Genomic DNA, 12,672 nt, shown 5'->3' with positions numbered 1-12,672 from the left:
ACGCACTGCACACCGGCCCATATCCACCAGGTTGGAGCCGGCTTTGCTGTTACGAAGCGTCAACCACTGGTTCACTCTCGTTACACCGTCTGGCCTTGCCGAACGAGCCCGCACCGTCTGGCAGTCCCGGCACGTCTCGCCCTCGTCGGGGCCGCTTGCCACCCTCCCCGTCGTTCCTCCGGGTCAGGCTGCCCCCAGGCTTCACCAGGCCGCTGCGACAGCCCAGCGGGAAAGGTCTCTCACCCCTCCTCGATCAACTCGGCGCCTCGTGGCGCACAGCTCCGCCGCAAAGAAACTCGCCGCCGACTTCAGGATCTGGTTCGCCCGCCGCAGTTCACGCACCTCGCGCTCCAGTTCGGCGACCCTGGCCGCGTCCGTCGATGTCGCTGTCGGCCTGGCGCCCTGGTCGGTCTCTGCTTGTTTCACCCACGTCCGCAACGCTTCCGGGTGCACACCGAGTTGGTCCGCGATCCGCTTGATCGCTCCACTGGCCGAGGTCGGGTCCCGCCTGGCTTCGACCGCCAGCCGTGCCGCCCGCTCACGCAACTCATCCGGGTACTTCCGTGGTGCCGCCATGACGTCGAATCCTCCGGGTGTTCGATGTCTCCATCAAACCCGGTACGGAACAGGGTTCCCGTTGTGGATCAGCGATGTCGAACCCGGCTCGGTGCACGATCTGACCGCGGCCCGCGAACACGTGCTCGACGCCCTGTACTGGGCCGCCTCCCAACTCGACCTGCCCACCCTGGCCGACAACGGCTACGACGGCACGGGCATCGGCGTGTTCACCCCGGTCAAACAGTCCACGGACGGCCAAGTACTCGACGTCGACACACGCACCTACAACGTCCTGCTGCGTGGCCTGCGCTGTCTGGGTGAACGCGGATTCGCGATGCTGACTGGACGATGGCGTGGCCTGCGTCACTTCACCACCAGCCCTCGCAAGATCGGCCATATCGCCAAAGCCGCTCTCGTCCTCACCCATTTCGAGCACGGACGACTCAGCTGAAAGTCACTGAGATCACTTCACTGCAGAACTGTAGGTGCCTGAGGGGCACCGACCTTCTTCAATCGAATAAGGTCACCTGCTCGTCTGGTTGTGGTTCCTGCGAGAGACCGGGGGCATCAACGAGGTCGGGGTCCGGGTCGCCTGTCTCCTCATCACCCGCCATGGTCTGATCGTCGAGTAGGCCACTCGGGTCCTCCACCTCACTCTCAGCCTCGTTACCTTCCTCATGCATCGGCAGCACATACGCCTGGGCGAGACCAGCGAGGTGCAGCGGAAGCGGCAGGGAAAGTGCGTCCAGGTAGTCCGGGGCCTGGCGCAGCTGGTGCATGGCGAGCGCGATGGCCTCGGGTTGATCGCCAACGCTGCCGTCCTCCGTGACCGGATGGCAGCCGAGGATCGCGATCTCTACTAGAGAAGGGTTCCAGGCAGGCTTGTCCACATCGGTGGTCAGCCTGCCGACATTCTTGCCCCTGGTGAGGGCACGCGGTGCGAGGCGATCCGCGCTGACGGCGGACTTCGTGAACTGACTGGCCTTTTCGGTGGTGCTGTAGAAGACACGCGGGTCGGTTTCGAACTCGCTTGCCTGTGTCCACAGGCCAGAGGGCAGACCGTTGACTCCGTCGGGGCTGCCAATGCCCCACCACTGGGGGGTTTCCCGCCCGGCGGCTCCGCGGATCCGAACCAGCCGCAAGTCAGGGTGGAGTCCGGACGCTGGGGCGTGACCGGGCTTGATCAGGTCCATGACTGTCTTGCTGTCCTGAAGCCAGGGCCAGTGCTGCCGACTGTTCTGGGAGTGGGTGATCAGTATGGTGGAGTGGTTCCGTAGCGAAAAGATCATCCGTTGGAGGAAGCTCGCGGTCTCCTTTCGTTGCTGGTCCATGTTCTTCCGCCAGTCGATTCGCGTGATTCGAGACGCGGAGGATGCAGGGTCGGACTTTGTGTGCTCACCGGTGCCGATGGAGGCAGGTTCGGCCTCCATTCCGATTTCAAGATCCAGTTCGGTGCCAGGAATCTCTGCTTTCTTGACTAGTCCGAGCAGGAATTTCGGGTACGGGACCCACATTCTTGCGTCGTCATCCCAGCCTTGGACGTGCGCCAGGCCGTGGCCACCTGGCATTGGAGTCACCAGAACCGCGACGGGCAGATGCAGAGGTAGCCGGGTGGGGCCATCCTTGCGTCGTTTGACCATCCAGACCGCCGCGTATCGCAGATTCTCGGGAAGGTCTCCTCCGAGAGTGTGTTCAGGAAGTACGCGCACGCCGAGTTGGCGCAGTCCGTCGAGCCACCCTGAGCGGACTCGGTGGTCAACGTTCCCTTCGGTCTTGATGCCTTTGGCGTTGGAGGGGACGACGGCGAACTGGGTGAGCACTCCGGCGTCCGCACAGCCGAGTCGCATCGCGAACTTGGGGTCGGCGAGCGAAGGTCTGAAGGTGCTGCGATGAGCGATCTCGACCAGGGCCAGCGTCGGGGCGTCACTGTTGGCACCGTCGGTCGAGAGGAAGGAGACTAAGCCGCCGCGACGAGCTTTGACGGCACTGCTGAGTGCCGCTCTCTTGGACCGGGTCTTGGGATTGAGGGCGAGCTTGTCTGCGAGCCCCCCGGACAACGGCAAACAGCGCAACTTGACGATCAGTTCGAGGGTGTGCCACTCGAGCAGTACAGGGCTGCCGGGTTTGGCGCTGTCGAAGACCGCTTCCACGGCGTCTGGGTCGCCACGATCGGGCTGATGTGAGTACCCGTCGCCGTCGAGTCCGAGGATCTCGGTGAACGCGCCGATCGCGGCCCGGCGCAGAGTGGCGGTCTGCCACAGCAGGCGGGCCTCGATGACCGGAATTCCTTCGAGGGTTGTATGTGCGTCGTCGGCTTGCAGTTGGACGGCCATGGCGAGCGCGCTGCGGCGGGCACGCGCGACTCGTACTTCCTCGGCCTTCTTCGCCACTCCCTCGACGTTGAGGCGGGCGTTGGCGGGTTTGTTGGTGCCAGCCGTGCTGCGTGTCAGGTGCGGGGCTCGAACTAGTCCGTTCGGCAGGGCCTGCTCTGCCCATTCGGTGATCAGGGACCGCTGGTGGGACATCAGCCCCGTGCCGATGCCGTGCGCGCCCATGTGGTTGCTGTGCACGACGGCGGCACGCACGCCTGGGCCATCGCCCAACCATTGAGCCGGTGCGCTCAGCAGCTCCGCAGGATCGGGGAAGGGCTGGCGCAGGGCCAGCCCGCGCAAGATCCCTGCCGGGCCGTTTCCCAGCCAGTCAACGACATCGTCGCGCCGGTCATGGGCCAGCCGAGCGATGGCGTAGCGCTGACTGGTCGGGGCACCGGGCAGCCAGGGAATGCTCGGGCTGAGGTAGACGGTGGTGGCTCGGCGATACGGGAGGTGGAGTTTTCCGGTAGCGGCGCGCGGGTGCGTCGCCCAGCGGCGTACGCCGGTGTGCAGGTGAAGTCGAGGCTTTGGGTCGAAGGGTGCGGTGTGCAGGGAGATGTTGATGGTGATGGAGAACCACCATGTTTTGCCCTTGACCTCACGGGAGAGCGGTTGGGACATCAGCTCGGCTCCTTGTTGACGGGGTCCGCGCGGGATGGCGCGGAAGCGCAGCGTGCCGCCGTCGAACTCGTACGGGTCGAGCGTCATGACGCGGCGGGCGAGGGCGTCAGTGGCGAGTTGGTACTGCCGGGCGGCCGGAGCTGCGGTGCCGCCTTCGGTGAGTGGGCAGCCGAGCAGGTCCACTTCCGGTATGTCCTGCCAGGCCAGTGGTTTTGCTTGGAGACCTGAGAGGGTTTCCAGGAGCAGCTTCTGATGGCCAGGTGTGCCGAGGACGGCTTTAGGGCTGAGGTCGCGCAACCAGGCGGCGAGCAGTTGGTGCATCGTCCGTTCGGGCAGCGGATGGGGCGCGTCGGCGGGGGCGTACAGCCAGAAGTCCTTGTCGGGGTCGAGCATGGTGCTGGGGCGCCCGCGCACTACGAGATCGGGGGCGAGGCTCTGCAGCACCCCGTCCATCCGATAGGTCGGGACGGTGCGGTAGAGCGTGCCACCGTCTTGGTCGCGGCCGTGGTTGCAGAGTTCCAGCAGGCTCTCGCGTGCGTGCTCGGGGAAAGGCAGGGCGCGGTAGTCGGCGATCCATGGAGCAGCGCCAGGGGCGAGGTGGTAGGCGGCGCGGCTGACGGTGCGGTAGGTGAATCCCACGTGGGACTCCTTCAGGACGGGTCGGTTGACGAAGGAGCAGGAGGCGATGGGGGAGCGGTCTGCATGCCGCGGAGCGCTTCGTACAGAGGCTGGTACAGCATCTGTACGAGGGCCGGGTCCGAAGGTTGGACGAAGTCTTCGGGGTTGGCAGCGGGGTCGAAGTACGGCGCGAGGACATCACGGAGCCGGACGAGCAGTCCGGCGTCGGTGTTCTTGCGTCGGCGGCGCACCGCCTTCTTCTTGGGTTCGTCCTCCAGACCGACAGACGGACTGGCAGGCGGGGAAGGTGCGAGCGCTTCCGCAAGCGCGGGGGCGAACGCGGCGTCGACGAAGACCACCCTGGCGGGCACGCCGCCACGCACAAGTCGCCCGATGACCTGCCAGATGGTGACCAGTTGGTCCCAGGCGAACGATTCCTTCTCGTTGATGCTCAGCCGCGAGTAGACATAGCGCCGAGTGAGCAACCGCAGCCATTCCGCTCGGGCGATGCGGCGGAACTCCAGTCCGGCTCGGCCCAAGTCCCCGGCCTTTGTGACCACATCGCTGAATGTCCCGTGTTCGTGGTGCCGGATCTGGTCGCGGGCGAAGCGGGACACCCAATCGTTGATGGCGAAGACCGCGAGCGACAGGTCGTCGGGGCGTGGATGGGGGCGGACGAGGAAGAGCACGGTGCCGAAGGCCGCGACGCGCTCCTCATTGGGTGTGCTGGCGGTGCTGAGGATGTTGTGTCCACGCTCGATCGCCAGCAGCGGAGCTACCAGCAGTTCCGCATCCTCATCCTCCGCGAACGACGCGAGGTCTCCTCGTCGCAGCGCCGCGGCGCGGCCTTCCGACCCGAGTGGGCTGTTGTTCCCGACCTCGTCGAGGTCCGCGTCGTCGCGGGCGAGCACCCGGATTCTTCCGCGCCAACGCGGCATCTCCTCCAAGAGGTCTGCGGCGGCCGTCGCCTCCCGGTAGCTGCCGACAAGCAGTAGAGCGCGTCGGCGTCGGTGGTCGGCGATCTGAGCGAGTTCGGCCTCCAGCGGGCTCGGTGCGCTCCCTCGGCCGGGCCTGGCCAGTTTGCCGACCAATTGCCTGAGCACGTCCCCTCGGATGTGCTGGTCCTGCCCGGAGAGAGTGATCGGGCGGCTGTCCTGGTCGTAGAGGAAGTTGGTGCGGAACGTGGTGCCCCGGATCGCCTCCAGGGCCTTGTCGTTCGGCTTGAGGACAGCCTCGACCGGTGCCAGTACGTGGGCGCGGGTCGAGGTGCCAGCCCAACTGGTACCTGACATCAGGAGGACGTGCGGGCCTGGGCGCCCCGAGAGGCGGTCGGCGCCAAGGTCGGGCAGGGCATGCAATAGTTCGCGGCCGACTCCGGCACAGCGGAAGAACCTCAACGTGCCGGTGCAGCGCCCTTCGGCGTCCCGTGTCCGCTCCGGGTCGTCGGGCAGGTACTGGAACCCGAGAACGTTGCCCATCGGGGCTTCCGGGACGATCGGGGCGTAGTCCAGCGGGGGGCGTCGGGATAGCTCGTTGTCTGTGCCGTCCAGATGCAGTGCGGCCTCCACCTGTGGCCACAGGAAAGTCAGGCGGCTCAGGCGTTGGTGCAACGCAGCAAGCAGGAGCGTGAACTCCAGCCGCTTGGCGTTGCGGTCCTGCCAGTCCTCACTTCCCCGGATGTCGGCTGGGACGAGGTCACGGCCCTTGCGCGGGACAGGAGCAGGCCAGTCGTCCTCTTCCCGGAGACCAGGGGCGCCTGCGAGCAGTTCGGCCAACAGGGTCCGGACCCGTTTTCGGGTGTTGGCCTCGTTGAGGGTATGGAGCAGGTCCTGGACGGCGCGGATGAGCCGATCGGTTGTGGTGTTGTAGGGGCCGCGGTCGCCCAACGGGTCGTCGCGGAAGGCATCGAGCACCGCTGTGACCGTTTTCCTGCGCTCGGACCAGGGAGTCCAAGCGAGGCCCGCGTCGAGCGGATTGTCGTCTGCAACCGCGCTGTCCTCGTCGTCCTCCCGGTCGTAGAGTTCAGCCTCGTCCGGGAGCGTCTCGGTCGTACCGTTGTCGCTGACGGTGACCGCGTTCGGGTACCAGTCCCCGAGCAGTTTCTCCTGGAGGGTCCACGCACTGAAGTAGTCGATGTCCGCCCAGTCGCGCAGGTCAGCGTCGCTGATCAGCATCGCGTAAAGCCGGTCGGTCGTGGAGCTGACCACGTCCAGAGCGGCGGCCCAGCGTTCGACGTCGCGATCGGACAGCGGCAGTCGACCCTGCCTGGCGAGTTCGTCGATCTTGTGGGTGTGCAACCGGTCGAGCCAGGAGTCCGGACCGCGCACCACCAGGGTCGCCGACGGGGCGAATGCGTCGTCCAGTTGCATCTGGACCCTGTCCGCCTCGTCGACGATCACGATGTCGCTGCGTAGGCAAGCCAGTTCGAGGTGCCGCAGCCGTTCCGCATTCAGATGACGTGGCACCGCCGTCTGCACGAGGCTGGCAGGGTTCGCTACCCAGATGAAGGCGTCCACAAGTTCTCGGGCGGCACTGTGCCGGGGGCAAGCGCTCCAGATCGGGCAACCATGGCGTGAACCGAGGTCGTCGCCGTCGCGCTGCGGTCTCGAGGCCGATTCGGCTTCCCGGTAGCGACCGGGATGTTCCGAACTGTCCGCCGAGCCCTCGGTTTGTGAAGGGCAGGGGTACAGCGCTGTGCAAGGTGCGTCGGCGTAGCGCAGCGGTTCGGCGGCATCCAAACCCCGCTGCGCGTCGAGCACGCAGACGGTACTCAGATCGACGAAACCAGGGTCGTCGTGCAGCAACAAGGGCTGGCCGCTTCGCCCGGCGATACGTCGGTGCAGCCGTTGGACGTGCCGTTCACGGGTGGTGGTACCGAGCACCGGCGCGGCGGGCAGACCGAGAGTCCGGAACAGCGCGGTCAGGTTGAGCTGTTCGGCGACATCGCCGACGACCAGGGTGGTGCGCAGTTTCTTGTCCCTCCTCGCGCCCCAGACCGCGATCAGCGTCATCAGCGTGCTCTTGCCCGCGCCGACCATTCCGACCAGGTGCGTCAGGCGGTCCAAACGCAGCGCGCTCGCCTTGTCGAAACGCAGTCCGTCGGAGGAACGGGTATCGAGCTGGAGGTCGTCGAGCCGTCGAGCCCAATTGCCTCTGCGTCGCAGTGCGAGCTGCGCCTCGGTCTTGTCCATCCACAGAGCCGTGTCGGCGAGTTCGGTCAGCGGGACGTTCAACGGGTGACCGGTGCCGTGGCGGGTCTGGTCGAGGTCGTGTCCGGAAACCGGGGGAAAAACGAGTTCATCAGGGAGAGTGACGGAAGTTCTGCGGCGGCGTTCGATGAAGAGGCTCTCACCGGCTTCGGCGAGGGATAGCACACTGCGGTCCAGGGTGGGTAGGTTCTCCAACGCCTTGTCGTAGTGCGCGAATCGGTCGGCGGCGACCAGGGGGTCGACTCGCCGGGCAGGCCCGCCGCCTATCGGGATGCGGTAGCCGCGCAAGCGCTCGGGCAGGCTGTCGTACGTCTCCATGCTCTGCTGCCACATCCGATGGCGTCGCAGCGTCCACAACAGGTGTCGTGCGTTGGTGATCAGCTGCTGTGCCTCCTCGTCGGGGACGAGCCCCGCAGCGGCGGCGAAGGGATAGCCACCGAGTAGGGGCCACACGCCGTCGGCCGGCCGATCGGGATCGAGGCGCTCCATGAGCCGCAAGCCGAGTTCGACCTGGCAGAGCAGGGCGGGTTTGATTCCCGTGTGTTCCTGCGGCCAGGGCCGCAGGTCTTCGACGACCTGCTCATACCAGCTGTGACGATCACGCATCAGGGGCTCCGTCTGTGGTGTCAGTTGGCTTGGCAGCCGGGCTGATACGCGTGGTTGGGCCGCGCTGGCCGCGCAGCCTGGCGATTGCGGTGGTCACGAGTTCGTTGTCGCTGAGCAGCCGCAAGCCAGCCGCGCTCGCCTGCCTGCTGCGGGCATACGCACCGAGGTAGTCGCGGCGGGCGTCGATTCGGTACTGCGGCACTACCCAGCAAGCCTCGTCATACGGTGGCTCGGGACGTACGACGCGAGCGGCTCGGCCAAGCAGTCCAGGGTGGGCCCAGTCTTTGACGTCGATCGCCCAGACATGGCCGTCGGGAAAGGTGATCCGCAGGTCGTAGGCATCGAAGCCGGGCCACATCTCCACCGACAGGCGCAGCTCGCGCAATCGTTGTTCCAACTCGACTTCGGCACGGCCAGGCCCCGTGACGAACTGCCTCAGCGGGCGGGCGAGCTGGCACACGTCGCCCACCTCCTCGGCGACCAACGTCCGACCGCGCGGGGCCGGACCACGGCTGCGGCACTGGTCGCGTTCGCACCACCATCCGCCGTCGATCAGCGGAGTGAGCAGGGTGAGACAGCGGTGGCAAGTGGTGTAGGCGCCGTCCCGGAGATAACCAGCCGGAGCTGGCTCGTAGATGTCGTTGAGCAGGGAGCGCACGGGTTCGAGGTAGAGGTCGGTGGCGAGTTCGAACTGGTCGGCGCTGGTCAGCACGGGCTGGTTGACGAGCAATCGTCGGAACGCGGTGTACGACTCGGGAGAGGACGCCTCGCGGCACAGTTGCATCGCTCTGCGCACCACCCGGCGGTCGTACTGGGCGGCGGCGCTGTCCTTGCCCTGAACCCACCACTCATGACACAGCTGAGTGGGCTCGCCCGACTGGCGGTCGATCAGGTAGTCGTCTGGTCCGAACGAGTCCAACGGGAGGTCCAGCGGCCAGTCCTCCAGCGCACGGGTGCGGCACCAGTGAAGCAGGTCGGGCAGGCTCGCCGGAGGCTGCGCCTGCTGGAGTAGGCAGGCGAGCGCCGTGCGGTTGAGCGCCCGCTGTGCCTCTGCGTCGTAAGGCAGCGAGAACGACTGCAGGTTGGTCGTGTCGGCGAGCTTTACGACCGCGGTGGCGATGGTGCGCAGCAGCGGCACGTCGGCATGACCGAGCCAATCCTCTTGTGGAGTGGGAGGCATGAGAGGTCCTCATATCAGGTCTTCGGAAGTCTGGATGGCTGCGGCCGTCAGTGGATTCCGGTCGGCGTACTCGCTGCCAGGGCGGCACCAGTCGCGGGCATCGCAGCTGTGGCAGTGATGCCCGGTTCGAGGGGCGTAGGAGGTGTCGTGCAGCAGAGGTTCGGCCAGGTCTGCGACGACCTGGCGGGCTTCGTCTAGCACGGCAGGACGGGACGGGTCCAGCTCCTCGAAGGTGCTGTCGTCGGGGTAGAGCAGTTCGAGTTCGACACGCGAGCGGCGGAGTTCGCCTCCGAGTACTCCCGCCGCGAGCAGGAGAACGGCGAGCGCTAGTTGCGGGTAGCCGCGCATCAGGGACTTGCCCTCCCAGAGCCTGCTCGTGGAGGTCTTGGTTTCCCTCCAGACCCATCCGCCGGAGCGGGTGTGCACCAGATCAGGGGTGGCGATCACCACCACGTCGAGCTCCGGCACGTAGCACGACAGCTGGTGCTGGACGAGGACACGTTCCTTCGGGCCCAAGCCATCGAGCGGGCACAACGCGGCGTGTTGAGCGAGCATCGCGGCGGCGTCCCTGGCTGAATCGCCGGTCAGCTCGTGCCCTCCGGCGGACCAGTTGCCCGGATCGACAGGACCCGCGATCTCCCGGCAACCACGTGCGGGACGCTTGCGGTGCTGATCGTTCAGCCGAGCGTCGACGACCCTGCCACGTGTGGCGGATTCGTGCTCGGGACGCAGAGAAGTGAGGTTGAGCTGCCTGGTCAGGTGGTACTGCGCCGGACACTGACCGTGCACACGCATGTCCCAGGCTGACAAGCTGCGCCGCGGACTGCGTGTTTTTGCGGGGCGGCCACCCCAGAGCCCAGGGGCGAGAGGCAGGGCGGTGCACCCGCTCAATGCCTTGCAACGGATGCAACTGGAACCGGGCATGGTTCCAGAACCCTCGACGGCGCGGGCGAAGGCGGGCGCGGCGTGCTCGCGATAACGCCGCACGACCTCCTCCTGGCCCCAGTCGAGAAGGAGCGCTGCCTTGCCGTCACCGCATCCGAAGCCGAAGACCCTGACGCGATTCGGCGGGGGGAGCGGTTGGTCGTCGAACCGCTGATAGCGCTGCTGGAAACCTGGGCGAGGGCAGGCGAGACCTCGGGCCAACACGTAGGCGATCGCAGCACGTTCGGCCTCGGATCGGTTCGCCCTGGCTTTGCCGATAGAGGGAAGCCACAGGTCGCGGACCGTGCCGTCAGGGGAGACGTAGCGACGTCCCCATGCAGTCTGCTCGTAGTGGGTGACCCCGCGGGAGTCAGGCGCGCGGTCGGCCCGGTGATGCAGCGCCGCCCACTCGTACGACACGGGAAGGGTGTGAGGAGCAGGGGCTCCGTCGGGCTCGGCCGCGCGGGCGGCGAGGTAGCGGGGCAATACGTGAGCGGTCCAGTCCAGCAGTGACAGATGTGCGGGCGCACGCCTGCTGTCGAACCTTCCCTGGGTCCGCCGGAGTTCCGCAATCACCCGCGTGAGTGACCAGTTCCGATGTTCGACGAGATCAAGGCTTGCCATCAAGGGCGCGAAAGTGAAGTCCTCCAGGGCTTTGCCCCTTCGCGGCGGTACGGGGTCGGAATTCAGGAACGGCCGCACGCCGGAACTCTTGGCAGTGGGGCAGTCCCGTAGGTTCTCGCGCACGATGACGCTGCTAGCGCGTACGAGCCAGAGGTCACCGGCGGTGCCCAGCGGTCGCTGCCAGTCAGTCATCAGTACTCCTTGCGAGTCGGCGGATGCCCAGTGGCTAACACCCACACACGACCTCAAGCGACCGTGTGTCCCGTTCAGGCGTCTCAGAGTGCCACATGCTGTGAACATAGTCCATGCACGAATTGCTGTTAGGATCATTCACGGCTGGGCTCTTGACGGCGTTGCTCGAACCGGCGTGACCCTGCGGGGGGAACATGCGCTGGATCCTTGATCAGGAGCTACAGGCCGAAAGGGCGGGAATGGCGGCGCGGGAGATCAACATCGGTGAGGTGGTCGACGGTCGGTATGAACTGGAGCTGCCGATTGGCAAAGGAGGTATGGCTGAGGTCTGGCGCGCGACTGATCGGCTGGAACATCGCCTTGTCGCAGTGAAGTTCCTGCGACCGGCCGAGGAGGTGCTCCGCCAAGTCGACACGCGATACCAGGAGGACGAGATCACAGTCATGCACAAGCGGTTCAACCGCGAAGCCCGCTTGCTCAGCCAGTTGAACCACCCCGGTATCCCCGCGCTCTATGACGAGGGTAAACACCGGGGAACTCCCTACCTGGTCATGCGGTACATCGACGGCATGTCGATTGGAGACTTCCTCGCACTCCGCCGCCCGCTGCCCCTAGGACCGGCCGTCTCCATCACTGTCCAGATCGCCTCCGCGCTCGATTCCGCGCACACCCTGCCGGTGGTGCACCGTGATCTCAAGCCGCAGAACATCATGCTCTCAACGAGCGGTGTCGCAGTCCTACTCGATTTCGGAATCGCCCAGCCCCTCGGGGCTGGCGCTACCCGGTACACCCAGTACGGCTCCAGCCTCGGCAGCCCCGGCTACCAGGCCCCCGAACAGATCAGAGGGGACTCGGTCGTTCCCGAGACGGACAGCTACGCCCTCGGCTGTGTCTGCTACGAGATGCTCACCGGCCACACCCCGTTCGCCGAGGAGCACGGCGGGCTGCAGGGGCAGCATCTGGACGCCGATCCGCTTCCGCTTCGGACTTTCGCTCCACAGGTCCCGGCCGAGCTCGACGATCTGGTCTTGCGCATGCTCGCGAAAGCACCGGAGCGGCGGCCCGGCATGGCAGAGATCGAGGAGGTGTTCCGCCGCTACCTGCCGTTGCCCGGATCACCCCCGCCGAGCCCGCGCCTGGATCCCGACCCGACACTTCCCTTTCGAGCTCCGGATGATTACATCGAGGAGTCGAACACCGACCGGACGGCTTCCGCCTCGACCGAACCGAAGTCGGCCGAGTGGCTGAAGGTCCGAGGCGTCGAAGCCGACTGCGAGCAAGGTGAACAGGAACTGACCACAGGCGATCCCGGCCCCGCCCTCGCCCGCCTCGCCGACCTGGCGGCAGCGGCGCGCAAGCAATGGGGGCCTGCAAGACCGTTGGTTCGGCAGGTCTGGAGGCTGGCCGCGGAAGGTCTGCGGATCCTGGGGGACTGTGGTCGCGCGGCCACTTTCTACCAGCAGATGCTTGACGACTTGGCGCACAGCCGCAGTCCGCAGGACCAGGCAACAGCACTGATCTGGCGGCTGCGAGTAGCCGAGTGCCGCCTGCCTTTTGGCGACAGCGACTTTGCCCTTGAGACGCTTTTCGAAGTCGCGACGGCCGGAAGGGCGCTTTCCTCGCAGACGGCCCGTGGTGTACAGGATGTTTGCCGAGAGCTGGAAACCGAGCTGAACGAGTTGGGGCACAGCGTCGAGGTCCAGCGACTGCTGAAGCGGTTGGAACAGGAACTGGACTGAAGCGGGCTCAGGTCCGCATCAGTCAGGAT

The 12,672-nt window shown here is 66.3% G+C and carries 7 protein-coding genes; 2 read left to right on the top strand and 5 right to left on the bottom strand.

Annotation, left to right across the window (positions count from 1 at the left end; translation table 11 throughout):
* Nucleotides 1–201: 201 nt before the first annotated feature.
* Nucleotides 202–576 (bottom strand): transposase, encoded by a 375-nt coding sequence (locus tag NZH93_RS48990; RefSeq protein ID WP_259630261.1) that lies wholly within the window; start codon nucleotides 574–576, stop codon nucleotides 202–204.
* A 61-nt stretch (nucleotides 577–637) separates the two neighbouring features.
* Here NZH93_RS48990 and NZH93_RS48985 point away from each other — a divergent pair, with 61 nt between their 5' ends.
* Nucleotides 638–1,009: a transposase family protein gene (locus NZH93_RS48985; protein ID WP_259630260.1), complete on the top strand. Its 372-nt coding sequence runs from the start codon at nucleotides 638–640 to the stop codon at nucleotides 1,007–1,009.
* Nucleotides 1,010–1,067: 58 nt separating this feature from the next.
* Here NZH93_RS48985 and NZH93_RS48980 read toward each other — a convergent pair whose 3' ends face one another.
* From NZH93_RS48980 to NZH93_RS48965, 4 genes are read right to left on the bottom strand one after another with little or no spacing between them, the layout of a single operon-like run.
* The gene (locus NZH93_RS48980; RefSeq protein ID WP_259630259.1) at nucleotides 1,068–4,190 is read right to left on the bottom strand and encodes a pPIWI_RE module domain-containing protein; all 3,123 of its coding nucleotides are present in this window, start codon (nucleotides 4,188–4,190) and stop codon (nucleotides 1,068–1,070) included.
* A gap of 11 nt (nucleotides 4,191–4,201) precedes the next feature.
* Nucleotides 4,202–7,984, bottom strand: a complete 3,783-nt coding sequence (locus tag NZH93_RS48975; protein ID WP_259630258.1) for a pPIWI_RE_Z domain-containing protein — start codon at nucleotides 7,982–7,984, stop codon at nucleotides 4,202–4,204.
* Nucleotides 7,977–9,122 (bottom strand): pPIWI_RE_Y domain-containing protein, encoded by a 1,146-nt coding sequence (locus tag NZH93_RS48970; protein WP_259630257.1) that lies wholly within the window; start codon nucleotides 9,120–9,122, stop codon nucleotides 7,977–7,979. Before NZH93_RS48970 ends, NZH93_RS48975 begins: the two co-directional genes overlap by 8 nt.
* Nucleotides 9,123–9,173: 51 nt before the next feature.
* Nucleotides 9,174–10,904 (bottom strand): PD-(D/E)XK nuclease family protein, encoded by a 1,731-nt coding sequence (locus NZH93_RS48965; RefSeq protein WP_259630256.1) that lies wholly within the window; start codon nucleotides 10,902–10,904, stop codon nucleotides 9,174–9,176.
* A gap of 194 nt (nucleotides 10,905–11,098) precedes the next feature.
* On the opposite strand from NZH93_RS48965, the gene NZH93_RS48960 reads away from it, so the two are divergent.
* Nucleotides 11,099–12,643: a serine/threonine-protein kinase gene (locus NZH93_RS48960; RefSeq protein WP_259630255.1), complete on the top strand. Its 1,545-nt coding sequence runs from the start codon at nucleotides 11,099–11,101 to the stop codon at nucleotides 12,641–12,643.
* Nucleotides 12,644–12,672 lie beyond the last annotated feature (29 nt).

Source organism: Umezawaea endophytica, from assembly GCF_025061645.1.
GTDB lineage: Bacteria > Actinomycetota > Actinomycetes > Mycobacteriales > Pseudonocardiaceae > Umezawaea > Umezawaea endophytica.
The sequence above is the reverse complement of the archived record's forward strand: the minus strand, read 5'-3'. Positions and strand labels throughout refer to the sequence as shown.

What these genes read in the sequence shown, in the direction of transcription:
- NZH93_RS48975 (WP_259630258.1), bottom strand. Translation starts at nt 7,984, where the DNA reads ATGCGTGATCGTCACAGCTGGTATGAGCAGGTCGTCGAAGACCTGCGG.
- NZH93_RS48960 (WP_259630255.1), top strand. Translation starts at nt 11,099, where the DNA reads ATGCGCTGGATCCTTGATCAGGAGCTACAGGCCGAAAGGGCGGGAATG.
- NZH93_RS48965 (WP_259630256.1), bottom strand. Translation starts at nt 10,904, where the DNA reads ATGACTGACTGGCAGCGACCGCTGGGCACCGCCGGTGACCTCTGGCTC.
- NZH93_RS48990 (WP_259630261.1), bottom strand. Translation starts at nt 576, where the DNA reads ATGGCGGCACCACGGAAGTACCCGGATGAGTTGCGTGAGCGGGCGGCA.